This window comes from Pseudomonas sp. M2(2023) (assembly GCF_030263955.1).
In the GTDB taxonomy this organism is placed as follows: Bacteria; Pseudomonadota; Gammaproteobacteria; order Pseudomonadales; family Pseudomonadaceae; genus Aquipseudomonas; species Aquipseudomonas asiatica.
On record NZ_CP127114.1, the window covers coordinates 5,284,768 to 5,311,415 of the forward strand.

Consider the following 26,648-nt stretch of genomic DNA (forward strand, 5'->3'; position numbering starts at 1 on the left):
CCCACAGGTACACCACAGCATTCGAAGGCTGTGTTATCCATGTGGGAGCGGGTTTACCCGCGAAAGGGCCAGCACAGGCACTATAGATCGCTGATCAGCCCCCTCTCCTTCAACCCCCGCATCGCCCCTTCCATCGTCCGCATCCCGTCCGCACCACCCGCCTGCATCACCGAACACAACTGCGCCATCCGCCCTTCCCGAACCAGGTTACGCACCGCTGGCGTCACCACCAGCACTTCCCGCGCAGCAACCCGCCCTCCGCCCGCGCGCCTGACCAGCATCTGCGCTACCACCAGGCGCAACGACTCGGCCAGCATCGCCCGCACCAACGGCTTCTCTTCGGCAGCGAACACCTCCACCAACCGGTCAACACTGCTCACCGCCGAACGGGTATGCACTGTCGCCAGTACCAGGTGCCCGGTCTCAGCCGCACGCAAGGCCAGGCGAATGGTTTCCAGGTCGCGCAGCTCACCGATCATGATCACATCCGGGTCTTGGCGCAGGGCACTGCGCAGCCCCTGGGCGAACCCACCGCAATGGCGGCCGACTTCACGCTGGTTGACCAGGCTGCGCTGGCTGCTGTGGATAACTTCGACAGGGTCCTCAAGGGTGATGATATGCAGAGCACGATCGCGGTTCAGCTGGTCGAGCAGTGTCGCCAAGGTGCTGGACTTGCCACTGCCGGTCGGCCCACCGACGAGGATCAAGCCATCTCGGCACTGCGCAACAGCTTGAAACACATCGCCCAGGTCGAGTTCATCGAGCGTGGCGATATGCCCCGGGATCAGGCGAAAGGTGGCCGCAGGGCCGTGCAACTGGCGAAACAGATTCAGCCGAAAGCGCCCTAGCGCCGGCAATTCCAGCGCCAGGTCCAGCTCATCACCCTGGGCCCACTGTCGGCGCTGGTCTTCATCCAGCATGGGTGCCATGCCCTCGATCAAGGCGACCGGGCCCAAGGTCGGCAGGGCCATGCGCTGCAGCTCGCCATCCAGGCGCAACATCGGTAACTGGCCCGCCGCCAGGTGCAGGTCGGAAGCCCCCGCATCCACGGCCCGGGCCAACAGGTCGGTCACATCCATGAGACTCCCCAAAGGCCTTCAAGTAGGTAGAATGCCGCAAACCCTCCAGCCGCCGGCATCAGTCCATGTCCACCCTAGCAGACAACCTTTCCGCTATTTCCGCCCGTATCGCCAGCGCTGCCCAGGCTGCCGGGCGTGATCCGGCCAGCGTCCAGTTGCTGGCCGTGAGCAAGACCAAGCCAGCCAGCGCCATCCGCGAAATCCACGCCGCCGGCGTATGCGATTTCGGGGAAAACTACCTACAGGAAGCGCTGACAAAGCAGCAGGCACTCGGCGACCTGCCCTTGATCTGGCACTTCATCGGCCCCATCCAGTCGAACAAGACCAAAGCCATCGCCGAGCATTTCGACTGGGTACATTCCGTGGACCGCCTGAAAATCGCCCAACGCCTCTCGGAGCAGCGCCCGGCCGGTCTGCCACCACTGAACATCTGCCTGCAGGTGAACGTCAGCGGCGAAGACAGCAAATCCGGCTGCACCCCTGCCGACCTGCCGGCCCTGGCCAAAGCGGTAGCCGCACTGCCCAACCTGCGCCTGCGCGGGCTGATGGCCATTCCCGAACCCACTGATGACCGCGCCGCCCAGGAAGCCGCCTTCGCCACCCTGCGCCAGTTGCAGGAAGGCCTTGGCCTTGGTCTGGACACCCTGTCCATGGGCATGAGCCACGATCTGGAAGCGGCCATTGCACAGGGTGCGACCTGGGTGCGTATCGGTACCGCCCTGTTCGGTGCCCGCGATTACGGGCAGCCCTGATTCCATGCTTTACTCACTCTTTCCTACAAGGACCTGACATGAGCAAGACTCGTATTGCCTTTATCGGCGCCGGCAACATGGCCGCCAGCCTGATCGGTGGTCTGCGTGCCCAGGGCCTGGACGCCTCGCAGATCCGCGCCAGCGACCCGGGCGCCGAGACCCGCAGCCGCATCCAGGCCGAGCACGGCATCGAAACCTTCGAGAACAACGCCCAGGCCATCGATGGCGCCGACGTCATCGTGCTGGCGGTCAAGCCGCAGGTCATGAAAGCCGTATGCCAGGCCCTGCAACCGAACCTGCAGGAAGGCCAGCTGATCGTTTCCATTGCCGCCGGCATCACCTGCGCCAGCCTGCAAAGCTGGGTCGGCGCTCGCCCTGTCGTGCGCTGCATGCCCAACACCCCGGCACTGCTGCGCCAGGGCGTCAGCGGCCTGTACGCCACCGCGGAAGTATCCAGCGAACAACGCCAGCAGGCCGAGCAACTGTTGTCGGCCGTGGGCACCGCCCTGTGGCTCGAGCAGGAGCAGCAACTGGACGCCGTGACGGCAGTCTCCGGCAGCGGCCCGGCGTACTTCTTCCTGCTGATCGAAGCCATGACCGCGGCAGGCGAAAAGCTTGGCCTGCCACGTGAAACTGCCTCCCGCCTGACCCTGCAGACAGCCTTGGGCGCCGCACGCATGGCGGTTGCCAGCGATGTCGACGCTGCCGAACTGCGCCGCCGAGTCACCTCGCCTGCAGGCACTACCGAAGCGGCGATCAAGTCGTTCCAGGCCAGCGGCTTCGAAGCCATCGTCGAACAGGCGCTGCAGGCTGCGGCTACACGTTCCGCCGAGCTGGCCGAACAACTGGGCAAATAAGGAGCTTCAGATGAATGCACTGTCCGGCGCCGCGATCTTCGTGGTGCAAACCCTGGTCAGCCTGTACCTGGTGATCGTCCTGCTGCGCTTTGTCCTGCAGCTGGTCAAGGCCAACTTCTACAACCCGCTGTGCCAGTTCGCCGTGCGCGCCACACAGCCGCTGCTCAAGCCGATTCGCCGAGTCATCCCCAGCGTTGGTGGGCTGGATACCTCGTCGCTGCTGTTGTCGGTGGTCATCCAGGCGCTGCTGATGGCTTTCGTGCTGATGGTCACCTACGGGACCTTCGGTGACATCCTGCACCTGCTGATGTGGGCCATCATCGGTATCACCTCGCTGTTCCTGAAGATTTTCTGGGTCGCGATGATCGTCATGGTGATCGTGTCCTGGGTTGCTCCCAACAGCCACAACCCGGCGGCTGAGCTGGCCTACCAGATCAGTGAACCGGTGCTGGCACCGTTCCGCCGCATCGTGCCCAACCTGGGTGGCATGGACATCTCGCCGATCTTCGCCTTCCTCGCGATCCAGGTAATCCAGTCGTTCGTCATGCCGCCTCTGGCCGCCTACGCCGGCATGCCACAAGAGCTGTGGCGGATGATCTGAGCCCCACCTGACTCTGGTTGCTTCCAGCGACAAGCCTCTGCTTGCCGCTGGGGGTAGCGCTCTTTAGACTTACGCCTCCGTCAAGCGTGAGCAGGGTCGATGTCCACTGTCTTTCCCGAAGATTCCGTCGGTCTGGTAGTACCGCAAACCGCCCGGTTCGATGAACCGCTGGCCCTGGCCTGCGGCCGCTCCCTGGCCAGTTACGAACTGGTCTACGAGACCTATGGCACCCTGAACGCCAGCGCGAGCAACGCCGTGCTGATCTGCCATGCCCTCTCCGGCCACCACCATGCCGCTGGCTACCATGCCGCCACCGACCGCAAGCCGGGCTGGTGGGACAGTTGTATCGGCCCTGGCAAGCCGATCGACACCAACCGCTTCTTCGTGGTCAGCCTGAACAACCTGGGCGGCTGCAACGGCAGCACCGGCCCCAGCAGCATCAACCCGGCCACCGGCAAGCCCTACGGCGCCGACTTCCCGGTGCTGACCGTGGAAGACTGGGTGCACAGCCAGGTGCGCCTGGCCGAGCGCCTGGGCATCCAGCAGTGGGCCGCCGTGGTCGGTGGCAGCCTGGGTGGCATGCAGGCGCTGCAGTGGACCATCAGCTACCCCGAGCGCGTGCGCCATTGCGTCGACATCGCCTCGGCGCCCAAGCTGTCGGCACAGAACATCGCTTTCAATGAAGTGGCACGCCAGGCCATCCTCACCGACCCCGAATTCCACGGCGGTTCGTTCCAGGACCAGGGCGTGATCCCCAAGCGTGGCCTGATGCTGGCGCGCATGGTCGGCCACATCACCTACCTGTCGGATGACTCGATGGGTGAAAAATTCGGCCGCGAGCTGAAGAGCGACAAGCTCAACTACGACTTCCACAGCGTCGAATTCCAGGTCGAGAGCTACCTGCGCTACCAGGGCGAGGAGTTTTCCGGGCGCTTCGACGCCAACACCTACCTGTTGATGACCAAGGCGCTGGACTACTTCGACCCCGCCGCCGCCCAGGGCGGCGACCTGGCAGCCACCCTGGCCCACGTCAAGGCGGATTACTGCATCATGTCGTTCACCACCGACTGGCGCTTCTCCCCGGCCCGTTCGCGCGAGATCGTCGACGCCCTGATGGCCGCGCGCAAGAATGTCTGCTACCTGGAGATCGACTCGCCTTACGGGCACGATGCCTTCCTGATCCCCACGCCTCGCTACATGCAGGGTTTCTCGAACTACATGAACCGCATTGCCATCTGAGGACAGCATGAGAGCCGATCTGGAAATCATCCACGACTGGATCCCCGCCGGCAGCCGGGTACTCGACCTGGGCTGCGGCAGCGGCGAACTGCTGGCCTCGCTGCGCGACCGCAAGCAGGTCACCGGCTATGGCCTGGAGATCGACGCCGACAACATCGCGGCCTGTGTGGCCAAGGGCGTCAACGTCATCGAGCAGGACCTGGACAAGGGCCTGGGCAACTTCGCCAGCAACAGTTTCGACGTGGTGATCATGACCCAGGCCCTGCAGGCCGTGGAGTACCCCGACCGCATTCTGGACGAGATGCTGCGCGTGGGCCGCCAGTGCATCATCACCTTCCCCAACTTCGGCCACTGGCGTTGCCGCTGGTACCTGGCGACCAAAGGCCGCATGCCGGTTTCGGACTTCATGCCGTACACCTGGTACAACACGCCAAACATCCACTTCTGCACCTTTGCCGACTTCGAAGAGCTGTGCCACGAGCGCCGCGCCAAGGTGCTAGACCGCCTGGCAGTCGACCACTTGCACCGCAACGGGTGGGCTGGCCGGCTTTGGCCTAATCTTCTAGGTGAGATCGGCATCTATCGTGTCAGCAGCCCGGGCCTGCAAGAACATCAGCTCGCGGTCTGACGCCCACCGGAGGAATCACCCCATGCGTCGCCTAGCCCTGTTCCTGATCAGCCTGTGCCTGGCCCTGCCGGTACTGGCTGCCGATGCTGCCCGCCCCGAGCGCAAGGAAGTGTTTGGCGACGTGACGGTGCACTACAGCGCGTTCACCTCGAGCATGCTTACACCGGAGGTGGCCGCAGCCACCGGCCTGGTACGCAGCAAGAACCAGGGCGTACTCAACATCGCCGTGCTCAAGGCCAACAAGCCCGCCATGGCGGTGGTCAGCGGCACGGTCAAGGACTTGACCGGGCGCAGCAGCCCGCTGTCGTTCAAGCAGATCACCGAACAGGGCGCGGTGTACTACATTGCCCAGTTCAAGATCGACCAGCCAGAAACCGTCACCTTCGACCTGAATATCGAAACCGGCGGCATCAGCAACTCCCTCAGTTTCAACCAGGAAGTGTTCCCAGGCGAATGATGAATTTCCAGCAACTCGTATTGGCCAGCCACAACGCCGGCAAACTCAAGGAACTCCAGGCCATGCTCGGCGCGTCCGTGCAACTGCGCTCGATCGGTGAGTTCAGCCAGGTCGAGCCGGAAGAAACCGGCCTGTCGTTCGTCGAGAACGCCATCCTCAAGGCGCGCAACGCCGCACGCATTTCCGGCCTGCCGGCCCTGGCCGACGACTCGGGCCTGGCGGTGGACTTCCTCGGCGGCGCGCCGGGCATCTACTCGGCGCGCTATGCAGACGGCAAGGGTGATGCGGCGAACAATGCCAAGCTGCTCGAAGCACTGAAAGACGTGCCTGAAGCCGAGCGCGGCGCACAGTTCGTCTGCGTCCTGGCACTGGTGCGCCATGCTGACGACCCGCTGCCGATCCTGTGCGAAGGCCTGTGGCACGGGCGCATCATGTTCGAGGCCAGTGGCGAGCACGGCTTTGGCTACGACCCGCTGTTCTGGGTACCGGAGCGCAGCTGCTCCAGCGCCGACCTGGCCCCTGTGGACAAGAACCAGCTCAGCCACCGCGCCCGCGCCATGGCCCTGCTGCGCCAACGTCTGGGCCTGGCATGATCGAAACGCTGTCCAACCCCGGCGCGGCGGGCTTCACCAGCCTGCCGCCGCTGGCGCTGTACATCCACATCCCGTGGTGCGTACGCAAATGCCCTTACTGCGACTTCAACTCCCACGCTGCCGGGCCTGAACTGCCGGAAGATGCCTACGTCGCCGCCCTGCTGACCGACCTCGACCAGGAGCTGGCTGCCGTGCAAGGCCGGCCGATCAGCTCAATCTTCTTCGGCGGCGGTACCCCCAGCCTGTTCAGTGCCGACGCCCTTGGCTGGCTGCTGCGTGGCGTGGAACAACGTATCCCGTTTGCACCGGACATCGAAATCACCCTGGAGGCCAACCCGGGCACGTTCGAGCAGGACAAGTTCAAGGCCTACCGGCAAACCGGTATCAATCGTCTGTCCATCGGTGTGCAGAGCTTCCAGCCAGCCAAACTGCAGGCGCTGGGGCGTATCCACAATGGCGATGAAGCGGTCCGCGCCGCCGGCATGGCGCGCGCCGCCGGCTTCGACAACTTCAACATGGACCTGATGCACGGCCTGCCCGACCAGTCGCTCGACGACGCGCTGGGCGACCTGCGCCAGGCCATCGACCTGGGGCCAACGCACCTGTCGTGGTACCAGCTGACCGTGGAGCCGAACACGGTGTTCTGGAACCAGCCGCCCGAGCTGCCCGAGGACGACATCCTCTGGGATATCCAGGAGGCCGGCCAGGCACTGATGGCCGAACACGGCTTCCGCCAGTACGAAGTCTCGGCCTATGCCCAAGCGGGGCGCGCTGCCCGGCACAACCTCAACTACTGGCGCTTTGGCGACTTCATCGGCATCGGCGCTGGTGCCCACGGCAAGCTGACCTTCGCCGACGGGCGCATCCTGCGCACCTGGAAGACCCGCCTGCCCAAGGACTACCTGAACCTGGCCAAGCCGTTCAAGGCCGGCGAAAAGCTACTGCCAGTCGACGAGCTGCCGTTCGAGTTCCTGATGAACGCCCTGCGCCTGACCGATGGGGTGGAAGCCGAACTGTTCACCCAACGCACCGGTTTGCCGCTGGCACAACTGCGCGAGGCACGCCGCGCTGCCGAACAAAAGGGCCTTTTGCAGGTCGAACCGGATCGGCTGGTGGCCACGCCGAGGGGCCAGTTGTTCCTCAATGACCTGCTGCAGTATTTCTTGACCTAAGGATGACCCATGGATCTGGTACTTGATCTGCTCGCGACGGTTTCTCGCTGGAGCCGCAGCAACCTGTCGGAGATTTCACTGGCCTTGGTAGGCTGCCTGCTGGTGCTGTTCGGCACCGATATCAAGGGCTGGGTGGAACAGCGCCTGGGCGGCCTGGCGGGCGCCCTGCGCGTACCGTTCATGGCCTTGCTGGTGATGATCGGCAGCGGTGCGGCGCTGATCTATGCCACGCCTTGGGTGGTGAAAGGGCTGAGCCAGTTCAACAACTACGCGCTGGCGCCGGTGCTGCTGGTGGTACTGGTGCTGATCGGGGTGGTGGCGGATCGACGGGGCTGAGCCACGGCCTTGCGCTGAACCTTGCAGGAGCGGCCTTGAGTCGCGATGGGCCGCAAAGCGGCCCCAGCAATTGCTGCCTCACCGCTGACATCCTGGGGCCGCTACGCGGGCCATCGCGACACAAGGCCGCTCCTACAATGACCGCGTAATCTGGCGAGTACAGAGATGGGTTGTAAAAGCTGCCCCGGAGAACCAGGGCAGCCCTACCACCTGACTAGCCCTTACTGGGCATCATCGAAGTGATCGCGCATGAAGTCCCGAACGGTCTTGAGCACAGTCAAGATCCGGATGAACGTCCAAACGCGGCTCAGCGCATCAAGCAAACGCTTCATATGCCTTGGCCTCCGTGTTGGCGGGCCAATCTTCCAGCATCTAACCGGTACTTCGATGCCTTCAAAAACTGTGTGAGAGTCTTCTGTGAAGTGGCCAGGTCAATGGCCCTTCGAGAGGTGCACCGGCACGGTTCTCAGGCCGTGTCGAAGGGGCCGGAAAGCAGAATTCTTCTCCTACCCGGCCCATCACTGATTTCATCCACACAGGAGCAGCGCGATGATACTTGGAATGCTCACCCAAGACTGTTAACCGCTCCGACACACGTGATGCCGGATATTTCTGAGCATTGACGTTCCCCCGCTACGCTGCCTATGATCAGCCAACTGTGTGAGGGTTTTCTGTGAAACCTCAGAGCGAAGGATACTCAGTCCTGTTGCTCACATAAAAAACCGCCCTTTCAAAGGCGGTTTTTTTTCGCCTGCATTTCTGCAGGCATCGGCAAATCGAAAGGCCGTATCAGCCGGTCAATCCACCTTCTCGAACTTCAAATCCCAAACCCCATGCCCCAGCCGCTCGCCGCGGCGCTCGAACTTGGTGATCGGGCGTTCTTCCGGCCGTGGCACGTAAGTACCGTCGGCCGCACGGTTGCGATAGCCCGGGGCAGCGCTCATCACTTCCAGCATGTACTCCGCATACGGTTCCCAGTCGGTGGCCATGTGGAACACGCCACCGGGCTTGAGCTTGCGCCGTACCAGTTCGGCGAACTCCAGCTGGACGATGCGGCGCTTGTGGTGGCGCGCCTTGTGCCATGGGTCGGGGAAGAACAGCATCAGGCGGTCGAGGCTGTTGTCCGCCACGCAGCGGTTCAGCACTTCGATGGCATCGCAGTCATATACCCGCAGGTTTTTCAGGCCCTGGGTCAGCACGCCGTTGAGCAGCGCACCAACACCCGGGCGGTGTACTTCCACACCAATGAAGTCCTGTTCAGGCGCGGCAGCAGCCATTTCCAGCAGGGAATGGCCCATGCCGAAGCCGATCTCCAGGGTGCGCGGCGCCGAGCGGCCGAACACCTGGTCGTAGTCCACCGGGCTGTCGGCCAGCGGCAGGATGTACAGCGGGCCGCCCTGCTCCAGGCCACGTTGCTGGCCTTCGGTCATGCGCCCGGCGCGCATCACGAAACTCTTGATGCGGCGGTGCGGGCGGGCTTCGCCGTCGGGGGTGATCGGCGTATCGTGCGATTCAGTCATCAGGGGCTCTTACTTGATCAGACCATCCAGCGGCGAAGAGGCGCTGGCATAGAGTTTCTTCGGCATACGGCCGGCCAGGTAGGCCATGCGACCGGCGACGATGGCGTGCTTCATGGCCTCGGCCATCAGCACCGGCTGCTGGGCGTGGGCGATGGCCGAGTTCATCAGCACAGCTTCGCAGCCCATTTCCATGGCGATGGTGGCGTCGGACGCAGTACCCACACCAGCATCCACCAGCACCGGCACCTTGGACTCTTCCAGGATGATCTGCAGGTTGTAGGGGTTGCAGATACCCAGGCCGGTACCGATCAGGCCAGCCAGCGGCATGACCGCAATGCAACCGGCTTCGGCCAACTGGCGGGCGATGATCGGATCATCGCTGGTGTAGACCATCACATCGAAACCGTCTTTGACCAACACTTCGGCGGCCTTGAGGGTTTCGATCACATTGGGGAACAGGGTTTTCTGGTCGGCCAGTACTTCCAGCTTGACCAGGTTGTGGCCATCCAGCAGTTCGCGGGCCAGGCGGCAGGTGCGCACGGCTTCGACCGCGTCATAGCAGCCAGCAGTGTTCGGCAGGATGGTATAGCGGTCCGGAGGCAGCACATCGAGCAGGTTCGGCTCGCCCGGGTTCTGGCCAATGTTGGTGCGGCGCACGGCTACGGTGACGATCTCGGCACCCGAGGCTTCGATGGCCAGGCGGGTTTCTTCCATGTCACGGTACTTGCCGGTACCGACCAGCAGGCGCGACTGGAAAGTACGCCCGGCCAGGGTGAAGGGCTTGTCGCTACGAACGTTGCTCATGGTTGTTCCTCGGGAAAAGGTTGCTGGGCTTGCAGGTGAATCGCCGGCCAGAATCAGCCGCCACCGATGGCGTGGACCACTTCGACCTGATCGCCGTCGTTCAACAGCGTGCTGTCGTGCTGGCTACGCGGCACGATATCCAGGTTCAGTTCCACCGCGACGCGGCGCCCGGTCAGCTCCAGGCGGGCCAGCAGGGCCGCGACGCTTTCGCCAGCGGGCAATTCGTAAGGTTCACCGTTCAGTTGAATGCGCATGCGCACGGCCACCATTGTTCTTTGGGGGCCCGCATTCTAGCGCTGAACCGCCCTGCAACCCAAGGGCGCTGCACGCCATTAGTCGCGATTGTGGACCACTCGGTCAACCGAGCCGCCAGGCTGCCAGGCCCAGGCACAGCCAGCCGGCCAGGAAGCACAGGCCACCAAGCGGGGTGATGATGCCGAGCTTGCCCAGGCCGCTGAGGGTCAGCAGGTACAGGCTACCGGAGAACAGCACTATCCCCAGGGCAAACAGGCCGCCAGCCCAGCCGACCAGGCGCCCTGGCAGGTGCACCGAAAGCACGGCGACAGCGAAGATGGCCAGGGTATGTACCAACTGGTAGGTCACACCAGTCTGGAAGATCGCCAGGTAGTCGGCCGTCAGCCGGCTTTTCAGGCCGTGGGCGGCGAAAGCGCCCAGGGCGACACCGGTGAAGCCGAAAAAGGCGGCAAGCATCAGGAAGCTGCGAAGCATGGGACGACTCCTTGGATCGGGTCTGTATAATGGCCCCTTCCACCCGTACGGCCAAGCCATCGCCATGCTGCCAACCCTTCTCCGCCGCCTCTCTCGCGCCCTGCTCTGGTTCGCTGCCGGCAGCATCGTGCTGGTACTGGTGTTCCGCTGGATCCCACCACCCGGTACGGCGTTGATGGTGGAGCGCAAGGTGCAGTCCTGGGTGAATGGCGAGCCGATCGACCTGCAGCGCGACTGGGAGCCGTGGGAGAACATCTCCGACGACCTCAAGGTCGCGGTCATTGCCGGCGAGGACCAGAAGTTCGCCAACCACTGGGGCTTCGACATCCCGGCCATCCAGGCAGCGCTGGCCTACAACGAGCGCGGCGGCAGCATTCGCGGTGCCAGCACCCTGACCCAGCAGGTGGCCAAGAACCTGTTCCTGTGGTCCGGGCGCAGCTGGTTCCGCAAAGGCCTGGAGGCCTGGTTCACCGCGTTGATCGAGCTGTTGTGGTCGAAGGAGCGGATTCTCGAGGTCTACCTGAACAGTGCCGAATGGGGCAAAGGTGTGTTTGGCGCCCAGGCGGCAGCGCGCTACCACTTTGGCGTCGATGCCAGCCGGCTTAGCCGCCAGCAGGCGGCGCAGCTCGCAGCGGTGCTGCCGAGCCCGATCAAGTGGAGCGCCAGCCGGCCGAGCACCTATGTGGCCAGCCGGGCCGGCTGGATACGCCGGCAGATGAGCCAGTTGGGTGGGCCCAGCTACCTGATGCAGCTCGACACTTCGCGCAAGCCTTGAGGGCCTCTTCGCGGGCACGCCCGCTCCCACAGGGCCAGCATTACCCCTGAGGCCTGTGCAGTACCTGTGGGAGCGGGCGCGCCCGCGAAGAGGCCGGTAAATCTTGCACAAAAAAAAGCCGCTAACCCTATGCGGGCCAGCGGCTTTTCCTTGCAGCCAGGGCTCGATCAGGCCGCGATCAGCGCCTTGACCTTGTTCATCGCATTCTTTTCCAGCTGGCGAATCCGCTCAGCCGAAACGCTGTACTTGTCCGCCAGCTCATGCAACGTGGCCTTCTCTTCCGCCAACCAGCGCTGGTAGAGAATGTCGCGGCTACGCTCGTCCAGCCCTTGCAATGCTTCGTGCAAGTTGCTGGTAGAGTTGTCGCTCCAGTCGGCATCCTCCAGCTGCACCGCCGGGTCGTAACGGTGGTCTTCCAGGTAATGCGCAGGCGACTGGAAGGCACTGTCGTCGTCAGCTTCCGCTGCCGGGTCGAACGCCATGTCCTGGCCGCTGAGGCGGCTTTCCATCTCGCGCACTTCACGTGGCTCCACGCCCAGGCTTTCCGCCACGCGGTGCACTTCGTCGTTGTTCAGCCAGGCCAGACGCTTCTTCTGGCTGCGCAGGTTGAAGAACAGCTTGCGCTGGGCCTTGGTGGTGGCCACCTTGACGATGCGCCAGTTGCGCAGGATGAACTCGTGGATCTCTGCCTTGATCCAGTGCACGGCGAACGACACCAGGCGCACGCCCATTTCCGGGTTGAAGCGCTTGACGGCTTTCATCAGGCCGACGTTGCCTTCCTGGATCAGGTCGGCCTGGGCCAGCCCGTAGCCGGCATAGCTACGGGCGATATGTACGACGAAACGCAGGTGGGCCATCACCATTTGACGAGCGGCCTCGACATCCTGCTCATAATAGAGACGCTCGCCCAGATCACGCTCCTGCTCGACAGTCAGCAGCGGGATGCTGTTGACCGTGTGCACGTAGGCTTCCAGGTTTGCACCAGGTACCAGGGCATAGGCAGGTTGCAACGATGTGGTCATTCAAGAACCTCCGACTTACAGAACTCGCGCCTTGTGGGCGCTGCCAACATTGACCTGGAACGACGGTACAAGTTCCATGGTGAATAATTTGTCAATGCTGGCACGTAAAAACTATCGCGGCGCCAGCTCGTTCAGATGGCGGGCCACTGCGATCCATGCACCGATATACCCCAACAGCACCGCTCCGATCAAGAGCGACAGACCATCGGACGCCGGCACCCCACCTAGGGCGAAGTCGCTGCCGTACAGCCCGGAAAGCCCTACCACCGCCTCGTTCAGCCAGTTCAGGCCAAACGCCAGGATACCCCAGGCAATCACCCCTGCACCCAGGCCATACAGTGCGCCCATGTAAAGGAAAGGCCGGCGTACGTAGGCGTCTGTACCACCGACCAGCTTGATCACTTCGATCTCGGTACGGCGGTTTTCAATATGTAGACGAATTGTGTTACCGATTACTAACAGCAGGGCAGAAATCAGCATCACGGCCAGGCCGAAGACGAAGCGGTCACCCAGTTTGAGGATGGCCGCAAGGCGCTCGACCCATACCAGGTCGAGTTGCGCCACTTCCACCCGCGGCAGCTCCGACAGGCGCTGACGCAAGGCTTCCAGGGCCGGCTTGTCGACTTCGGTCGGGGTCACCACCACTACGCCGGGCAGCGGGTTGTCAGGCAGTTCACGCAGAGCTTCGCCCAGGCCGGACTGTTGCTGGAACTCCTCCAGCGCCTGCTCGCGGCTGACATACTGGGCGTCGGCCACACCGGGCATGCCCTTGATCTCGTCGCGCAGCGCCTCGCCTTCGCGGCTACCGGCATCGAGCTTGAGGTATAGCGAGATCTGTGCGGCGCGCTGCCACGAGCCGCCAAGCTTCTCGACGTTCTTCAGCAGCAATGACAGGCCCATGGGCATGCTCAGCGCCACCGCCATCACCAGGCAGGTGAAGAAGCTGCCGATCGGCTGCTTGCCCAGCCGGCGCAGGCTGTCGGCCATGCTGGCACGGTGGCTTTCCAGCCAGGCATGCAGCAGTGTGCGGAAATCCGGGCCGTCATCGTCGTCGTGCTTTTTCTTCGCCGGTTGCGGGTCGGCCGGCTTCGGCGCAACCCGCTCGGAAACCTTCGGCGTACGTGTAGTGCTCATTGCCCGGCCTCCCCATCGCCGATCAAGCGGCCGCGCTGCAAGGTCAGCATGCGGTGGCGCATGCGCGCAATCAGTGCCAGGTCGTGGCTGGCGATCAATACCGTGGTACCCAGGCGGTTGATGTCCTCGAACACCCCCATGATCTCCGCGGCCAGGCGCGGGTCGAGGTTACCGGTGGGTTCGTCGGCCAGCAGCAGGGCTGGCTGGTGAACGATGGCGCGGGCGATGCCCACCCGTTGCTGCTGCCCGGTGGACAGGTCGGCCGGGAACAGCTCGCCCTTGTCGGCCAGCGACACTCTCTCCAGCGCCGAGTCCACGCGCTTGGCGACCTCGGCCTTGGACAGGCCGAGAATCTGCAGCGGCAAGGCGATGTTGTTGAACACCGTGCGGTCGAACAACAGCTGGTGGTTCTGGAACACCACGCCGATCTGCCGGCGCAGGAACGGGATCTGCGAGTTGCTGATCTGGCCCAGGTCCTGCCCGGCCAGCATCAGCTTGCCGCTGGTCGGGCGCTCCATGGCCAGCAGCAGGCGCAGCAAGGTGCTCTTGCCCGCGCCCGAGTGGCCGGTGACGAACAGGAATTCGCCCCGGCGCGCCCGGAAACTCAGCTCATGCAAACCCACATGACCATTGGGATAGCGCTTGGCAACCTGTTCGAATCGGATCATGTTCAGTCTCGCTCGGCGAACAGAGCCTTGACGAACGGCTCGGCTTCGAAGGTACGCAGGTCGTCGATGCCTTCACCGACACCGATGAAGCGGATCGGCAGCTTGAACTGCTTGGCCAGGGCGAAGATCACCCCGCCCTTGGCAGTGCCGTCCAGCTTGGTCAGGGCCAGGCCGGTCAGTTCGACGCTCTGGTTGAAGTACTTGGCCTGGCTGATGGCGTTCTGGCCGGTGCCGGCATCGAGTACCAGCAGCACCTCGTGTGGCGCTTCGGCGTCGAGCTTGCCGATGACCCGGCGGACTTTCTTCAGCTCTTCCATCAGGTTGTCTTTGGTGTGCAGGCGGCCAGCGGTGTCGGCGATCAGCACGTCGACGCCACGGGCCTTGGCGGCCTGTACGGCATCGAAGATCACCGAAGCAGAGTCGGCGCCGGTGTGCTGGGCGATTACCGGGATCTGGTTACGCTCGCCCCACACCTGCAGCTGCTCGACTGCAGCGGCACGGAAGGTGTCGCCAGCAGCCAGCATCACTTTCTTGCCTTCGAGCTGCAGCTTCTTGGCCAGTTTGCCAATGGTGGTGGTCTTGCCGGCGCCGTTCACACCGACCACCAGAATCACATAGGGTTTGTTCTGCGCCTGCACCACCAGCGGCTGCTCGACCGGGCGCAGCAGCGCAGCCAGTTCTTCCTGCAGCGACTTGTACAGGGCATCGGCATCAGCCAGCTGCTTGCGGGCAACCTTCTGGGTCAGGTTCTGGACGATGGTGGAAGTGGCTTCCACACCAACGTCGGCGGTCAGCAGGCGGGTTTCGATTTCGTCGAGCAGGTCGTCATCGATGACCTTCTTGCCCAGGAACAGGCTGGCCATGCCCTCGCCGATACTGGCGCTGGTCTTCGACAGGCCCTGCTTGAGGCGGGCGAAGAAACCGGGCTTGGCCTGCTCGGCCTGCACGGCGACCGGGGCTGCAGCCACAGGGGCAGCAGGCTCTGGTGCAGGGCGTTCCGGGATGGCGGGCGGCGCTTTCGGCTCCAGATCCGGCACCAGAGCCACGGGCTCTTCAGCAACCGGCAGCACCAGGTTGCTGACCGGCGCGGCCGGTTCGACGACCGGGGCTGGCTCGATCGGGGCCGCCTGCAAGGGCATCGACGCGACCGGCCGCGGTGCAGGTGCCACCAGCGGCTGGGAAGCGACCGGCTCGGGTTCAGGGGCCTGCAACGGTTGGGAAGCAAGCGGTTCGGGGACAGGGGCCTCGACCACCGGGGATTGGACGGGTGCGGCGACCTGCTGCGGTTCTGTCAGCTGTGGCGCCGCAGGGGCCTGAACGGGTTCAGGGGCCTGTGGCGCTTCGGCGGTAGCCCCTTCGACCGGAGCGGCTGCAGGCTGCTCGACGGCTGGGGGTTCATTCGCGGGCACGCCCGTTGCCACAGGTTGCTGCGGTTTCTTGCGAAACCAGCTGAACAGGCCTTTCTTCTCACCAGCCTCGGCTGGCGCTTTTTTGTCGTCGTTGGAACCAAACATGGAAGACGGCTATCTCAGGGTAGCGATGGGCCAGCTATGGCGCATCGGGAATTCTCTCTACGCAGAACAGACTATCTTGAAGCCGGCTGGTTCATGCGCAACGTTTTGTCTTAGTGTCCTGCGGGCCAGAACGGCGACAGGCATGGTCGCCAGGCAACCGGATCAGTATCCTAGCACCTCCTGGCCCGCCGACGCTAAACCAGCGGGCCGCCGAACAGGTTAAACACCGTATGAATGCTCTAGCCCGCCGCGCCGCTGGCCTGTTGCTCGGCACGCTCTGCCTGCCGCTCGCGGTCTTCGCCGCCGATGTGCAACCCACCCACGAATTCATCCTCGACAACGGCCTGAAAGTAGTCGTGCGCGAGGACCACCGCGCCCCGGTGGTGGTCTCGCAGATCTGGTACAAGGTTGGCTCCAGCTACGAAACCCCTGGCCAGACCGGCCTGTCCCATGCGCTGGAACACATGATGTTCAAGGGCAGCGCCAAGGTCGGCCCCGGTGAGGCCTCGCGCATCCTGCGTGACATAGGCGCCGAAGAAAACGCCTTCACCAGCGACGACTACACCGCCTATTACCAGGTGCTGGCCCGCGACCGCCTGCCGGTGGCCCTGGAGCTGGAGGCCGACCGCCTGGCCAGCCTGCGCCTGCCCGCTGACGAATTCAGCCGCGAAATCGAGGTGATCAAGGAAGAACGCCGCCTGCGCACCGACGATCAGCCCAACTCCAAGGCGTTCGAGCTGTTCCGCGCCATGGCCTACCCGGCCAGCGGCTACCATACCCCGACCATCGGCTGGATGGCCGACCTGGAGCGCATGAAGGTCGAGGAACTGCGCCACTGGTACGAATCCTGGTACGCCCCCAATAACGCCTCCCTGGTGGTGGTCGGCGATGTCACCGTCGATGAGGTCAAGGGCCTGGCGCAGAAGTACTTCGGCAGCATCCCCAAACGCGCCGTGCCACCGGCCAAGTTGCCGCTCGAGCTGGCCCAACCAGGCCAGCGCCAGCTGACGCTGCACGTGCGCACCCAGTTGCCGAGCCTGATCTACGGTTTCAACGTACCTGGCCTGCCCACCGCCAAGGATCCGCGTACGGTGCATGCCCTGCGCCTTATCTCGGCATTGCTCGACGGCGGCTACAGCGCCCGCATGCCGGCACGCCTGGAACGCGGCCAGGAACTGGTGGCCGGCGCTTCGTCCAGCTACAACGCCTTCACCCGCGGCGACAGCCTGTTCCTGATCTCGGCCACGCCGAACGTCCAGAAGCAAAAAACCCTCGCCGATGTCGAGAAAGGCATCTGGCAGCTGCTTGATGAGCTCAAGACCACCCCGCCCAGCGCCGAAGAGCTGGAGCGCGTACGCGCCCAGGTCATTGCCGGCCTGGTCTACGACCGCGACTCCATCAGCAGCCAGGCCACTACCATCGGCCAGCTGGAAACCGTCGGCCTGTCGTGGAAGCTGATCGACAGCGAGCTGGATGAGCTCAAGCGCGTTACTCCGCAGGATATCCAGAACGCCGCGCGTACCTACTTCACCCGCGAACGCCTGAGCGTTGCCCATGTACTGCCCGAGGAGTCCGCTCATGAGTAATCGCCGCGTACCACGCCCAACCCTGCTGACCACGGGCATCCGCGCCCTGGCGCTGGCGGCGGTGCTGGCCGCCCCGGCCATGGCCGACAACGCCGCCAAGGCCGACAGCAACGCGGCACGCCCGGCCAATACCTTGCAGTCACTGGCCGAACTGGATGGCAAGGCGCCCAGCCGGCGCCAGTTGAACATACAGCACTGGAACACTGCAGAAGGCGCCCGCGTGCTGTTCGTCGAGGCCCGCGAACTGCCGATGTTCGACCTGCGCATCACCTTCGCCGCCGGCAGCAGCCAGGATGGCGGCACGCCAGGCCTGGCCGCCCTGACCAACGCCATGCTCAACGAAGGCGTGGCCGGCAAGGATGTGACTGCCATCGCCGAAGGCTTCGAGGGGCTGGGTGCCGACTTTGGCAACGGCTCCTACCGCGATATGGCCGTGGCTTCGCTGCGCAGCCTCAGTGCCAAGGACAAGCGTGAACCGGCGCTCAAGCTGTTCACCGAAGTGACTGGCAAGCCGACCTTCCCTGAAGACGCCCTCAAGCGCATCAAGAACCAGATGCTGGCCGGCTTCGAGTATGAAAAGCAGAACCCTGGCAAGGTCGCTGGCAAGGCCCTGTTCGCCAAGCTCTACGGCGACCACCCCTACGCCCACCCGAGCGACGGCACTGCCGAAAGCATCAGCGGCATCACCCTGGAACAGCTGCGCGCCTTCCACGCCAAGGCCTACACCAGCGGCAACGCGGTCATCGCCCTGGTCGGCGACCTCAGCCGCGCCGAGGCCGAAGTCATCGCCGCCCAGGTATCAGCTGGCCTGCCCAAGGGCCCCGCGCTGGCCGCACCGGCCCAACCCGGCGAAGCCAAGGCAGGCCTGACCCACATCGACTTCCCGTCCAAGCAGACCCACCTGATGCTGGCCGAACTCGGCATCGACCGCCAGGACCCGGACTGGCCGGCCCTGTCACTGGGCAACCAGATCCTCGGCGGCGGTGCGTTCGGCACCCGGCTGATGAGCGAGGTACGTGAAAAGCGCGGCCTGACCTACGGTGTGTACTCGGTGTTCAGCCCGATGCAGGTTCGCGGCCCGTTCATGATCAACCTGCAGACCCGTGCCGAACTCAGCGAGGGCACGCTCAAGCTGGTGCAGGATATTCTCGCCGACTACCTCAAGGCCGGCCCCACCCAGCAGGAGCTGGACGATGCCAAGCGCGAACTGGCCGGCAGCTTCCCGCTGTCCAATGCCAGCAACGCCAGCATCGTCGGCCAACTGGGTGCCATTGGCTTCTACAACCTGCCGCTGACCTGGCTGGAGGACTTCATGCAGCAGTCCCAGGCCCTCACCGTCGAGCAGGTAAGGACGGCCATGAACAAACACCTGTCAGCCGATAAACTGGTGATCGTCACCGCTGGCCCGAAAGTGCCGCAAAAACGGCTGCCAGCCCCTACTGACAAGCCCTCCGAGCAGCCGCTCGGGGTACCGGAGCACTAATGCCAAGATCCACCCCTACCGCCCGCCCACAACCGGGCCACAGCAAGGGCCAGGGCCACCTGCGCATCATCGCCGGCGAGTGGCGCAGCCGACGTCTGGCGGTGCCGGAAGGCGAAGGCCTGCGGCCAACGCCTGACAGAGTGCGGGAAACCCTGTTCAACTGGCTGGCCCCCTGTATCGAGGGTGCCCGCGTTCTGGACGCCTTCACCGGCAGCGGTGCCCTGGTGCTCGAAGCCCTGTCCCGCGGGGCCGAGGACGCGGTCGCGCTGGACAGCAACCCGGCGGCCATCGCCAACCTGAAGAACAACCTCGAGATCCTGCGCTGCCCGCGCGGGCAAATCCTGCAGACCGACGCCCTGCGCTATCTGCAAGGCCCGGCCAAGCAGCAGTTCGACGTGGTGTTCCTCGACCCGCCGTTCCACCAGGACCTGCTGGCAGACACCTGCAACCTGCTGGAACAGAACCAGTGGCTGCGCGAGCAGGCGTGGGTCTACACAGAAAGCGAGGCTGCCCCGTCGACCTTGCAGTTGCCGGGCAACTGGCGCCTGCACCGCGAGAAAAAGACCGGCCAGGTGCACTACGCACTTTGGCAACGGGGTTGATCCGGTAACCCTGGGTTGCCGTATTTAGTTACCACAAACCCGCCGCCTTCATGGCTGAAGCTGCTCCTCCGATTCCTGCAGGAGCACTTCAACCATGACCGACCACCCCGCCCCACCCGCGCCGGCAGGCTCGGTGCACAGCTTTACCCTCGCCAACGGCCTGCGCGTCTACCTGCGTGAAGACAACCGCGCGCCGCTGGTCAGCGTGCAGCTGTGGTACCACGTAGGCTCCAGCTACGAGCCTGAGGGCCACACCGGCCTGTCCCACGCCCTGGAGCATCTGCTGTTCGAGGGCAGCAGCAAACTGGCTCCAGGCCAGTATTCAGCCCTCATGAGCCGCCTGGGCGGTGACCCAAATGCCTTTACCTACCCCGATGCCACGGTCTTTCCGCTGACTTTGCCACGCAACCGCCTGGAAATTGCCTTGGAGGCGCTGGCCGACGTCATGGCCAGCGCCACCCTCAGCGACGTGCCTTTTGCCCGTGAACTGGCAGTAGTCATGGCCGAGCGCCGCGAGGATATCGACAACAGCCCCTTGGCACTGGCAGTGGAACATCACCAGTTGCTGGCCTATGGCAACAGCGGCTATGGCAACCCCGTGACCGGCCACAAGACCGACCTCGACCATATGACCCCGACGGCGGCGCGCACCTGGTACCAGACCTGGTACCACCCCAACAATGCCACGCTCGCCGTGGCTGGTGACATTGCCCTGGCCCAGCTGCAAAAGCTGGTTACACGGCACTTTGCAGCGATCCCCGCCAACCGCCTGCCAACACGGCAAAAACCCACAATGCCTTCTGGGCAGGTTCGGCGCAGCCAGACCCTGCGCTGGCATGGCCTGAACACCGGCGTGCTCATCAGCTTCAACCTTCCCAGCCAATGCACCGCCCGCTCTGGCTCACAAGCCTGCGCACTGCGCCTGCTGCCGGACATTCTTGCTGAAGGCCACGCCAGCACGCTGCAGCGCCTGTTGATACAAGACACTCCGCTGCTACAGGGCCTGAGAGCGACCTATGAGCCATGGCAGCGCGGTGACAGCCTGCTGACCTTGTACGCGTTCTGCAGCCCGCAGGTTACGCCGGAGGCAGCAGCCGAAAGGCTGATGCAGGAAATCGAAGCGTTCCGCCAGTCGGCCCCCTCCAAGGAAGATCTTCAACGCGCCAAGGCTCGCCTGCTGGCCAGGCAACTATTCGCAAGAGACGACATCGGCAAACAGGCAGAGGCCATCGGCAAACAGGCCGCCTGCGGTCTGGACCCCGTTGCCCTGGACGATGAGCGACAAGCCATCGAAGCCGTGACAGCCGAGCAGGTAGGCCTGATTGCGCTGGAATTCCTGACTGAAGCCCGTGCGGCCATCACCTTCATGCACCACAAGGAAAGTACCGATGAATGACAAGATCGCGAGCATCCCGCAACCGGCTGTAGCCAACGGAAGTCACAGTGGTCTGGTCTCGGTCCAAGGCGTTGATCTGGACCAGCTCGAAACCCCTCAGACGCAGGTGCAGGCGTGGACCACGGAAGCAGGTACAGGCGTGAAGTTCGTCGAAGCCCGCGGGCTGCCTATCGTAGATGTGGTCTTGCGGTTCAAGGCAGGCACGGCCCAGGACACCTTGCAACCCGGCCTGGCAGCCTTGACGCTGTACATGCTCGACGAGGGCAGCCGGCGCTACACCAGCGCCAGGCAAGCTGAGGGCATGGAGCGCCTGGGCGCGATCATGGAAAAGCAGATACGCCTGGAGCATGCAACGCTGAGCCTGCGCAGCGTGAGCACGAAAACGATACTCGCACCAGCCCTGGACCTGTTTACCGACCTTGTGGCAAACCCGGCTTTCCCCGCGCCTGCCCTGGAAAAGATCAAGCGCCAGTTCGTGCAGCACAACGCATCCCGCGAACGGCACCCCAGGCTCAGGGCGCGTAGCGAGGCGTTTCGCCATCTGTTCCAGGGGCATCCCTATGGCAACCCGCTGGGCAGCACCATTCAAGGCGTGAACGCCGTCAGCCCTGAAGACTTGCGGGCATTCCACCAACGCGCCTATAGCGCCAGCAACCTGGAAATGGTGCTTGTCGGGGACCTGGCCCTGAGCGAGGCGCAAGCCATCGCGCAACAGATCAGCCAAGCCCTGCCGCAAGGCTGGTCCGCCGCTGACCTGCCAGCCGTTCCGGAAGCTACCCATGCAACCATCAACGTCGAACAGCCCGGCAACAGCAGCGCAGTGCTGCTGGCATTGCCCATGAACGTTCCCGCCAATGACCCGGATTTCCCAGCCATTGTGCTAGCCAGTGAAGTGTTGGCTTCAGGCCTTGAATCGCGCCTGATGGTGGAACTGCGCCAACGTCGCGGGTTGACCTACGGCATCTACAGCCGCGCTTCGCCGTTGAGTGCCGGCGGGCTGTTCACCATAGAGTGGGACATCGCGCCACGGTACGTGCAATGCTCGCAGGAACTGGTAGCAACCTTGCTGTGCGATTTCATCGAGCAAGGGCCAACCAAGGCCGAACTGCAGCTGGCGTGCAAACAGCTGGCCGGGCAATTACTGCGTGGTGTGGCGCAAAACAACAGCCTGGCAGCATTGCTGACGGAGATAACCCACCAACATCAGCCTGCAGACCACCTGAACAGCTACATCGAGCGCATCGGTAGGCTGAGCCCGGCAGATATCTGCGCGGCGATGCAAGACCGTCTCGACTTGAACTGCGAGGTACTGGTCAGTGTCGGCCCACGTGTCGACCAGCAACCGCTGCCAGCCACCGACCAATAGCGCAGGTACAGTGGCGTTGTTTCATGGCACTCTAGGCAGGCACATCACGAGTCGCCTAGCATGCCCAGCCCCAGCGCCACATTCCGCCCGGCCATCGGCCTGTCCAACCCCCACCTGCAAACTCTGTGGGGGCCACTGTGGCGCAAGCTGCCTGAACTGCAGCGCAACCGCGAGCGGCTATGGCTGGCCGATGGCGACTTCATCGACCTGGACTGGCACGGCCCGCACCAGCCCCACGCGCCGTTGGTGCTGGTCCTGCACGGTTTGACCGGCTCCTCCCACTCGCCCTACGTCAAAGGTTTGCAGCAAGCGCTGCACGGCCGCGGCTGGGCCAGCGTGGCGGTGAACTGGCGCGGTTGCTCGGGCGAGCCCAACCTGCTGCCACGCAGCTACCATTCCGGTGCCAGCGAAGACCTGGCCGAAATCGTCAGCCACCTGCGCGCCCAGCGCCCGTTGGCGCCGTTGTATGCGGTGGGTTATTCGCTAGGGGGCAATGTGCTGCTGAAATACCTTGGCGAAAGCGGTGTCGCCAGCCAGTTGCAGGCTGCGGTGGCAGTGTCGGTGCCGTTTCGCCTGGATCACTGCGCCGACCGCATCGGCCAGGGCTTTTCAAAGGTGTACCAGGCGCATTTCATGCGCGAGATGCTGGCTTATGTTCAGCTCAAGCAGCGGCACTTCCACGACAAGGGCCAGCATGAACGGCTAGCGACGCTGCAACGGCTGGGGCCGCTGGTCAACCTGCGCACGTTCTGGGAATTCGACGGCAAGGTCACCGCACCGCTGAACGGTTTTCGCGATGCGCACGACTACTACCGCCGCTCATCGAGCCATTTCTTCCTCGGCCAGAACCGCACGCCGACGCTGATCATCCATTCCAGCGATGACCCTTTCGTCTCCGGCCACAGCCTGCCAACGGCCCGCGAACTGGCGCCGCAGACCCGCTTCGAACTGCACAGCCGCGGCGGCCATGTGGGGTTTGTCGATGGCAGCCTGCGTAACCCGGGGTATTACCTGGAGCGGCGGATTCCACAGTGGTTGGTGGAAGGCCAATAGGAGCTGCAGTTTTCATTGGCAGTACCGACCTAATCGCCGGCAAGCCAGTTCCCACAGGTGTGGCACAGGCCCGATGGGTAGTGATGTACCTGCGGGAGCTGGCTTGCCGGCGATGAGGCCGGGCCTGCTTACTCGCCAGTGGCTACGCCATGCTGCGGATCGTTGATCCACTCGCTCCACGACCCGGCATACAGCTTGCCCAGTGGATATCCCGCCAACGCCAAGGCGAAAAGGTTATGACACGCCGTCACCCCCGACCCGCAATACGCCACCAACTGCTCCGGTGCACGCCCGGCGAGCTTTTCAGCAAAGCGCTGTTTTAGCTGGTCCGAAGGCAGAAAACGCCCATCAGCCCCAAGGTTGTCGGTAAACGCCGCGCACTGCGCCCCCGGAATATGTCCCGCAACCGGGTCGATCGGTTCCACTTCGCCACGGAAGCGCGGCAAGGCACGCGCATCGATCAAGGTCAGGTCTGGGTTACCCAGACGCTTGGCCAGGTGCTCGGCATCAATCAGCAGCTTGCCGTCCGGCTCACCGTTGAAGGTGCCTTCCCGCTTGAGCGGCGGGTCCAGGCTGAGCGGCAGGTGCGCCGCATGCCAGGCCTTCAGGCCACCATCGAGGATCGCTACACCGCTGCGCTTGCCCAGCCAGGCCAGCAGCCACCAGGCACGGGCGGCAAAAGCGCCAGGGCCGTCGTCGTACAGCACCACCTCGCTGTCATCGTCCAGGCCCCACTCACGCAGGCGCTCGACCAACCGGCGCGCATCCGGCAATGGGTGGCGCCCGGTGCGTCCCTTGCTCACAGGCCCGCTGAGGTCACGCTCCAGGTCAGCAAAATGCGCTCCGGCAATATGCCCCTGGGCATAGCTGCGTTGGCCATAGTCCACATCCTCGAGGGCAAAGCGGCAGTCGAGGATCACCAACTTGGGCGAGCCCAGACGCTCGGCCAACTGCTGCGGGGTGATCAATTGCGCAAGGGGCATGACAATCTCCTGATCGAAGGCACTATCGATAACACTGAGGCCCTGGGTTAGTGCTCCAGGGCCTGGTTGAACGGTACATGGAATTCCTGGCAAAGGGCGTCCACCGCATTGCGGGCGTTGTCGGTGACGAAACCGAGCTCCAGCACCAGTACCTGGTAGACGCCGCGCTTGAAGGCTTCTTCACCCAGATGCGCGGAATGTTCCCGCGTGGTGCTGAGAAAACGTACCCAGGACGTCAATACGATCCAGGCATTGATGGTCAGCGATTCGATCTGGGCTTGTGTCATGGCCAGGATGCCCGCCTCGACGAAACCGCGGTAGATCGCCTGGCCCTGACGCAGGCATCGTTCGGAAAAGCGCCGATAACGTGCGGCCAGCTCCGGGTCGCTGTCCAGCAGGTGTTCCAGATCACGATGCAGAAAACGGTAGTTCCACATCGCCGCCAACAGCGCCTTCAGGTAGAAGCGCTTGTCCTCCACGGTCGCCGCACGGCCTTGCGGCGGGCGCAGGAAGCTGTCCACCAGTTCTTCGTACTGACTGAACAGCAAAGCGATGATCGCCTGCTTGTTGGGGAAGTGGTAATACAGGTTGCCGGGCGAAATTTCCATGTGCGCGGCAATGTGGTTGGTACTGACGCTGCGTTCGCCCTGCTGGTTGAACAGCTCGAGGCTGTTCTGCACGATGCGCTCTCGGGTCTTCATGCGCGGGGCCATGCTCAGCTCCCAGTCTGCGGGCCTTCATCAAAGGGTCATCTTACGGCGTATTGGCAATGGAATGCACCGCTCGACAACGCGGAAAAATTCGCACCATCGTACAAATTAGAGTATAGGCTCTAGGGATTCCCTCCCCGGACTCGACGCCGCCATGAACTCGCCCAGTGCCTTGCCCCCTGTGCAATCCGACCTCGACCTTGCGGCGACGTTCGCCACCCAGCGCCAGGCTTTTGCCGGCAACTCATCGCCAGCGGCGGCGCAGCGGCGCCAATGGCTGAAAAGCCTGCGGGAAGCCTTGCTGGCCGGCCAGGCCGAACTGATCGAGGCAATCGGCCAGGACTTTGAGGGGCGCAGCGCCGACGAGACCCTGCTGGCCGAGCTGCTGCCCTCGGTGCAAGGCCTGCGTCACGCCGAAAAGCACCTGCAGCGCTGGATGCGCGCCAGCCGGCGCAAGGTCGGCCTGGCCTTCCAGCCGGCCAGCGCGCAGGTGCGCTACCAACCCCTGGGCGTGGTCGGCATCATCGTGCCGTGGAACTACCCGCTGTTCCTTGCCATCGGCCCACTGACCTGTGCCCTGGCCGCCGGCAACCGGGTCATGCTCAAGCTCAGCGAAGCCACGCCTGCCACTGGCCAGGCGCTCAAGCAACTGCTGGAGCAGGTGTTCCCCACCGATCTGGTCAGCGTGGTGCTCGGCGAAGTCGAGGTAGGCCAGGCCTTTGCCCGCCTGCCGTTCGATCACCTGCTGTTCACCGGCGCCACCAGCGTGGGGCGCCAGGTAATGCTGGCTGCGGCGCACAACCTGACCCCCGTCACCCTAGAACTGGGCGGCAAGTCGCCGGCCATAGTCTCTGCCGACGTACCGCTGGACAGCGCCGCCGAGCGCATCGCCTTCGGCAAGACCCTCAATGCCGGCCAGACCTGCGTCGCCCCCGACTACGTGCTGGTGCCACGCGAGCGCCTGGATGCCTTCAGCGATGCCTACCAGCGTGCCGTACGCCGGCTGTACCCGCGCATCGCCGGCAACCCCGACTACACCGCCATCATCAACCAGCGCCAGCTGCAGCGCTTGCAGCATCTACTGGACGATGCCCACGCCAAAGGTGCGCAGGTACTCGACCTGTACCCCGGTGAAGCCCGCCAGGGCCGGCGCCTGCCACCCCACCTGCTACTGGGGGTGAACGACGGCATGCAGGTGATGCAGGACGAAATCTTCGGCCCATTGCTGCCGCTGGTGCCCTACGACAGCCTCGAGCAGGCACTGGCCTACATCAACCAGCGCCCGCGCCCGCTGGCGCTTTACTACTTCGGCTATGACCGCGCAGCCCAGGAGCAGGTGCTGCGCCACACCCACTCCGGCGGAGTGTGCCTGAACGACACCCTGCTGCACGTGGCCCAGGATGACTTGCCGTTCGGCGGCATCGGCCCTTCAGGCATGGGCCATTACCATGGCCACGACGGCTTCCTGACCTTCAGCAAGGCCAAGGCGGTGCTGGCCAAGCAACGCTTCAACGCTGCCCGGCTGATCTACCCGCCTTATGGCAAAGCCTTGCAGCGCCTGGTCTTCAAGCTTTTCATCCGCTGAGGGC

28 protein-coding genes are annotated in these 26,648 nt (G+C 64.0%); 17 read left to right on the top strand and 11 right to left on the bottom strand.

What is annotated here, in order from left to right; all coding sequences use genetic code 11:
* Positions 1-80: 80 nt before the first annotated feature.
* A complete protein-coding gene (locus tag QN085_RS24180) occupies positions 81-1,079 on the bottom strand; it encodes a type IV pilus twitching motility protein PilT (RefSeq protein ID WP_023661483.1) in 999 nt (332 codons plus the stop codon).
* Between the two features lie 65 nt (positions 1,080-1,144).
* Between QN085_RS24180 and QN085_RS24185 the strand changes: the two genes are divergently transcribed.
* The 9 genes from QN085_RS24185 (at position 1,145) to QN085_RS24225 (ending at position 7,714) form a co-directional block, all read left to right on the top strand.
* A complete protein-coding gene (locus tag QN085_RS24185) occupies positions 1,145-1,831 on the top strand; it encodes a YggS family pyridoxal phosphate-dependent enzyme (RefSeq protein ID WP_013974617.1) in 687 nt (228 codons plus the stop codon).
* A 38-nt stretch (positions 1,832-1,869) separates the two neighbouring features.
* Positions 1,870-2,688, top strand: coding sequence for a pyrroline-5-carboxylate reductase (gene proC, locus QN085_RS24190; RefSeq protein WP_023661482.1), 819 nt, complete (start codon positions 1,870-1,872; stop codon positions 2,686-2,688).
* Between the two features lie 10 nt (positions 2,689-2,698).
* Positions 2,699-3,289, top strand: coding sequence for a YggT family protein (locus QN085_RS24195; protein ID WP_013974619.1), 591 nt, complete (start codon positions 2,699-2,701; stop codon positions 3,287-3,289).
* A 99-nt stretch (positions 3,290-3,388) separates the two neighbouring features.
* Positions 3,389-4,528, top strand: a complete 1,140-nt coding sequence (gene metX / locus QN085_RS24200; protein ID WP_013974620.1) for a homoserine O-succinyltransferase MetX — start codon at positions 3,389-3,391, stop codon at positions 4,526-4,528.
* 7 nt (positions 4,529-4,535) lie between these two features.
* Complete coding sequence (metW, locus tag QN085_RS24205; RefSeq protein WP_013974621.1) at positions 4,536-5,156, top strand: methionine biosynthesis protein MetW; 621 nt, start codon at positions 4,536-4,538, stop codon at positions 5,154-5,156.
* 22 nt (positions 5,157-5,178) lie between these two features.
* A complete protein-coding gene (locus QN085_RS24210) occupies positions 5,179-5,613 on the top strand; it encodes a DUF4426 domain-containing protein (RefSeq protein ID WP_013974622.1) in 435 nt (144 codons plus the stop codon).
* Entirely contained in the window at positions 5,610-6,206 is a 597-nt protein-coding gene (gene rdgB / locus QN085_RS24215) for an RdgB/HAM1 family non-canonical purine NTP pyrophosphatase (protein ID WP_003257822.1), read from the top strand. The genes QN085_RS24210 and rdgB overlap by 4 nt, the downstream gene beginning before the upstream one ends.
* Complete coding sequence (gene hemW, locus QN085_RS24220) at positions 6,203-7,378, top strand: radical SAM family heme chaperone HemW (protein WP_013974623.1); 1,176 nt, start codon at positions 6,203-6,205, stop codon at positions 7,376-7,378. The genes rdgB and hemW overlap by 4 nt, the downstream gene beginning before the upstream one ends.
* Positions 7,379-7,387: 9 nt before the next feature.
* Complete coding sequence (locus QN085_RS24225; RefSeq protein WP_003257821.1) at positions 7,388-7,714, top strand: DUF3392 domain-containing protein; 327 nt, start codon at positions 7,388-7,390, stop codon at positions 7,712-7,714.
* Positions 7,715-8,511: 797 nt separating this feature from the next.
* On the opposite strand, the gene trmB is transcribed toward QN085_RS24225, so the two are convergent.
* From trmB to QN085_RS24245, 4 genes are all read right to left on the bottom strand, one after another.
* The gene (trmB, locus tag QN085_RS24230; protein ID WP_013974624.1) at positions 8,512-9,234 is read right to left on the bottom strand and encodes a tRNA (guanosine(46)-N7)-methyltransferase TrmB; all 723 of its coding nucleotides are present in this window, start codon (positions 9,232-9,234) and stop codon (positions 8,512-8,514) included.
* Between the two features lie 9 nt (positions 9,235-9,243).
* Complete coding sequence (locus QN085_RS24235) at positions 9,244-10,038, bottom strand: thiazole synthase (protein WP_013974625.1); 795 nt, start codon at positions 10,036-10,038, stop codon at positions 9,244-9,246.
* Positions 10,039-10,091: 53 nt separating this feature from the next.
* A complete protein-coding gene (gene thiS / locus QN085_RS24240; protein ID WP_003257817.1) occupies positions 10,092-10,292 on the bottom strand; it encodes a sulfur carrier protein ThiS in 201 nt (66 codons plus the stop codon).
* 103 nt (positions 10,293-10,395) lie between these two features.
* A complete protein-coding gene (locus QN085_RS24245; RefSeq protein ID WP_013974627.1) occupies positions 10,396-10,767 on the bottom strand; it encodes a DUF423 domain-containing protein in 372 nt (123 codons plus the stop codon).
* A 64-nt stretch (positions 10,768-10,831) separates the two neighbouring features.
* Here QN085_RS24245 and mtgA point away from each other — a divergent pair, with 64 nt between their 5' ends.
* On the top strand, positions 10,832-11,542 hold the full coding sequence (mtgA, locus tag QN085_RS24250; RefSeq protein WP_013974628.1) for a monofunctional biosynthetic peptidoglycan transglycosylase: 711 nt from the start codon (positions 10,832-10,834) through the stop codon (positions 11,540-11,542).
* A 167-nt stretch (positions 11,543-11,709) separates the two neighbouring features.
* Here mtgA and rpoH read toward each other — a convergent pair whose 3' ends face one another.
* The 4 genes from rpoH to ftsY all read right to left on the bottom strand — a co-directional run bounded on the left by rpoH (position 11,710) and on the right by ftsY (position 15,880).
* Positions 11,710-12,564: an RNA polymerase sigma factor RpoH gene (rpoH, locus tag QN085_RS24255; protein WP_003249083.1), complete on the bottom strand. Its 855-nt coding sequence runs from the start codon at positions 12,562-12,564 to the stop codon at positions 11,710-11,712.
* Between the two features lie 111 nt (positions 12,565-12,675).
* Positions 12,676-13,698: a permease-like cell division protein FtsX gene (ftsX, locus tag QN085_RS24260; protein WP_013974629.1), complete on the bottom strand. Its 1,023-nt coding sequence runs from the start codon at positions 13,696-13,698 to the stop codon at positions 12,676-12,678.
* Complete coding sequence (ftsE, locus tag QN085_RS24265) at positions 13,695-14,366, bottom strand: cell division ATP-binding protein FtsE (RefSeq protein ID WP_013974630.1); 672 nt, start codon at positions 14,364-14,366, stop codon at positions 13,695-13,697. The genes ftsX and ftsE overlap by 4 nt, the downstream gene beginning before the upstream one ends.
* A 2-nt stretch (positions 14,367-14,368) precedes the next feature.
* On the bottom strand, positions 14,369-15,880 hold the full coding sequence (gene ftsY / locus QN085_RS24270; RefSeq protein WP_041506355.1) for a signal recognition particle-docking protein FtsY: 1,512 nt from the start codon (positions 15,878-15,880) through the stop codon (positions 14,369-14,371).
* Between the two features lie 230 nt (positions 15,881-16,110).
* Between ftsY and QN085_RS24275 the strand changes: the two genes are divergently transcribed.
* From QN085_RS24275 to QN085_RS24300, 6 genes are all read left to right on the top strand, one after another.
* Positions 16,111-17,466, top strand: a complete 1,356-nt coding sequence (locus QN085_RS24275; protein ID WP_013974632.1) for a M16 family metallopeptidase — start codon at positions 16,111-16,113, stop codon at positions 17,464-17,466.
* A complete protein-coding gene (locus QN085_RS24280) occupies positions 17,459-18,949 on the top strand; it encodes a M16 family metallopeptidase (RefSeq protein WP_041506354.1) in 1,491 nt (496 codons plus the stop codon). The genes QN085_RS24275 and QN085_RS24280 overlap by 8 nt, the downstream gene beginning before the upstream one ends.
* Positions 18,949-19,551, top strand: coding sequence for a 16S rRNA (guanine(966)-N(2))-methyltransferase RsmD (gene rsmD / locus QN085_RS24285; RefSeq protein ID WP_013974634.1), 603 nt, complete (start codon positions 18,949-18,951; stop codon positions 19,549-19,551). The genes QN085_RS24280 and rsmD overlap by 1 nt, the downstream gene beginning before the upstream one ends.
* Before the next feature lie 94 nt (positions 19,552-19,645).
* On the top strand, positions 19,646-20,947 hold the full coding sequence (locus QN085_RS24290; RefSeq protein ID WP_013974635.1) for a M16 family metallopeptidase: 1,302 nt from the start codon (positions 19,646-19,648) through the stop codon (positions 20,945-20,947).
* Positions 20,940-22,313 (top strand): M16 family metallopeptidase, encoded by a 1,374-nt coding sequence (locus tag QN085_RS24295; protein WP_285688770.1) that lies wholly within the window; start codon positions 20,940-20,942, stop codon positions 22,311-22,313. Before QN085_RS24290 ends, QN085_RS24295 begins: the two co-directional genes overlap by 8 nt.
* Positions 22,314-22,373: 60 nt before the next feature.
* Entirely contained in the window at positions 22,374-23,366 is a 993-nt protein-coding gene (locus tag QN085_RS24300) for a hydrolase (protein ID WP_013974637.1), read from the top strand.
* Between the two features lie 128 nt (positions 23,367-23,494).
* On the opposite strand, the gene QN085_RS24305 is transcribed toward QN085_RS24300, so the two are convergent.
* Both QN085_RS24305 and QN085_RS24310 read right to left on the bottom strand, forming a co-directional pair.
* A complete protein-coding gene (locus QN085_RS24305; RefSeq protein ID WP_013974638.1) occupies positions 23,495-24,349 on the bottom strand; it encodes a sulfurtransferase in 855 nt (284 codons plus the stop codon).
* A 47-nt stretch (positions 24,350-24,396) separates the two neighbouring features.
* Positions 24,397-25,062, bottom strand: coding sequence for a TetR/AcrR family transcriptional regulator (locus QN085_RS24310; protein WP_023663002.1), 666 nt, complete (start codon positions 25,060-25,062; stop codon positions 24,397-24,399).
* Between the two features lie 151 nt (positions 25,063-25,213).
* On the opposite strand from QN085_RS24310, the gene QN085_RS24315 reads away from it, so the two are divergent.
* The gene (locus QN085_RS24315) at positions 25,214-26,644 is read left to right on the top strand and encodes a coniferyl aldehyde dehydrogenase (RefSeq protein ID WP_023663001.1); all 1,431 of its coding nucleotides are present in this window, start codon (positions 25,214-25,216) and stop codon (positions 26,642-26,644) included.
* Positions 26,645-26,648 lie beyond the last annotated feature (4 nt).

Coding starts and splice junctions, on each gene's coding strand:
- QN085_RS24315 (WP_023663001.1), top strand. CDS start 25,214: ATGAACTCGCCCAGTGCCTTGCCCCCTGTGCAATCCGACCTCGACCTT.
- ftsE (WP_013974630.1), bottom strand. CDS start 14,366: ATGATCCGATTCGAACAGGTTGCCAAGCGCTATCCCAATGGTCATGTG.
- QN085_RS24210 (WP_013974622.1), top strand. CDS start 5,179: ATGCGTCGCCTAGCCCTGTTCCTGATCAGCCTGTGCCTGGCCCTGCCG.
- QN085_RS24235 (WP_013974625.1), bottom strand. CDS start 10,038: ATGAGCAACGTTCGTAGCGACAAGCCCTTCACCCTGGCCGGGCGTACT.
- QN085_RS24295 (WP_285688770.1), top strand. CDS start 20,940: ATGAATGACAAGATCGCGAGCATCCCGCAACCGGCTGTAGCCAACGGA.
- QN085_RS24245 (WP_013974627.1), bottom strand. CDS start 10,767: ATGCTTCGCAGCTTCCTGATGCTTGCCGCCTTTTTCGGCTTCACCGGT.
- QN085_RS24185 (WP_013974617.1), top strand. CDS start 1,145: ATGTCCACCCTAGCAGACAACCTTTCCGCTATTTCCGCCCGTATCGCC.
- metX (WP_013974620.1), top strand. CDS start 3,389: ATGTCCACTGTCTTTCCCGAAGATTCCGTCGGTCTGGTAGTACCGCAA.
- rdgB (WP_003257822.1), top strand. CDS start 5,610: ATGATGAATTTCCAGCAACTCGTATTGGCCAGCCACAACGCCGGCAAA.
- metW (WP_013974621.1), top strand. CDS start 4,536: ATGAGAGCCGATCTGGAAATCATCCACGACTGGATCCCCGCCGGCAGC.
- thiS (WP_003257817.1), bottom strand. CDS start 10,292: ATGCGCATTCAACTGAACGGTGAACCTTACGAATTGCCCGCTGGCGAA.
- mtgA (WP_013974628.1), top strand. CDS start 10,832: ATGCTGCCAACCCTTCTCCGCCGCCTCTCTCGCGCCCTGCTCTGGTTC.
- QN085_RS24305 (WP_013974638.1), bottom strand. CDS start 24,349: ATGCCCCTTGCGCAATTGATCACCCCGCAGCAGTTGGCCGAGCGTCTG.
- ftsX (WP_013974629.1), bottom strand. CDS start 13,698: ATGAGCACTACACGTACGCCGAAGGTTTCCGAGCGGGTTGCGCCGAAG.
- hemW (WP_013974623.1), top strand. CDS start 6,203: ATGATCGAAACGCTGTCCAACCCCGGCGCGGCGGGCTTCACCAGCCTG.
- rpoH (WP_003249083.1), bottom strand. CDS start 12,564: ATGACCACATCGTTGCAACCTGCCTATGCCCTGGTACCTGGTGCAAAC.
- QN085_RS24195 (WP_013974619.1), top strand. CDS start 2,699: ATGAATGCACTGTCCGGCGCCGCGATCTTCGTGGTGCAAACCCTGGTC.
- proC (WP_023661482.1), top strand. CDS start 1,870: ATGAGCAAGACTCGTATTGCCTTTATCGGCGCCGGCAACATGGCCGCC.
- QN085_RS24275 (WP_013974632.1), top strand. CDS start 16,111: ATGAATGCTCTAGCCCGCCGCGCCGCTGGCCTGTTGCTCGGCACGCTC.
- QN085_RS24280 (WP_041506354.1), top strand. CDS start 17,459: ATGAGTAATCGCCGCGTACCACGCCCAACCCTGCTGACCACGGGCATC.
- ftsY (WP_041506355.1), bottom strand. CDS start 15,880: ATGTTTGGTTCCAACGACGACAAAAAAGCGCCAGCCGAGGCTGGTGAG.
- QN085_RS24225 (WP_003257821.1), top strand. CDS start 7,388: ATGGATCTGGTACTTGATCTGCTCGCGACGGTTTCTCGCTGGAGCCGC.
- QN085_RS24300 (WP_013974637.1), top strand. CDS start 22,374: ATGCCCAGCCCCAGCGCCACATTCCGCCCGGCCATCGGCCTGTCCAAC.
- QN085_RS24310 (WP_023663002.1), bottom strand. CDS start 25,062: ATGGCCCCGCGCATGAAGACCCGAGAGCGCATCGTGCAGAACAGCCTC.
- rsmD (WP_013974634.1), top strand. CDS start 18,949: ATGCCAAGATCCACCCCTACCGCCCGCCCACAACCGGGCCACAGCAAG.
- QN085_RS24180 (WP_023661483.1), bottom strand. CDS start 1,079: ATGGATGTGACCGACCTGTTGGCCCGGGCCGTGGATGCGGGGGCTTCC.
- trmB (WP_013974624.1), bottom strand. CDS start 9,234: ATGACTGAATCGCACGATACGCCGATCACCCCCGACGGCGAAGCCCGC.
- QN085_RS24290 (WP_013974635.1), top strand. CDS start 19,646: ATGACCGACCACCCCGCCCCACCCGCGCCGGCAGGCTCGGTGCACAGC.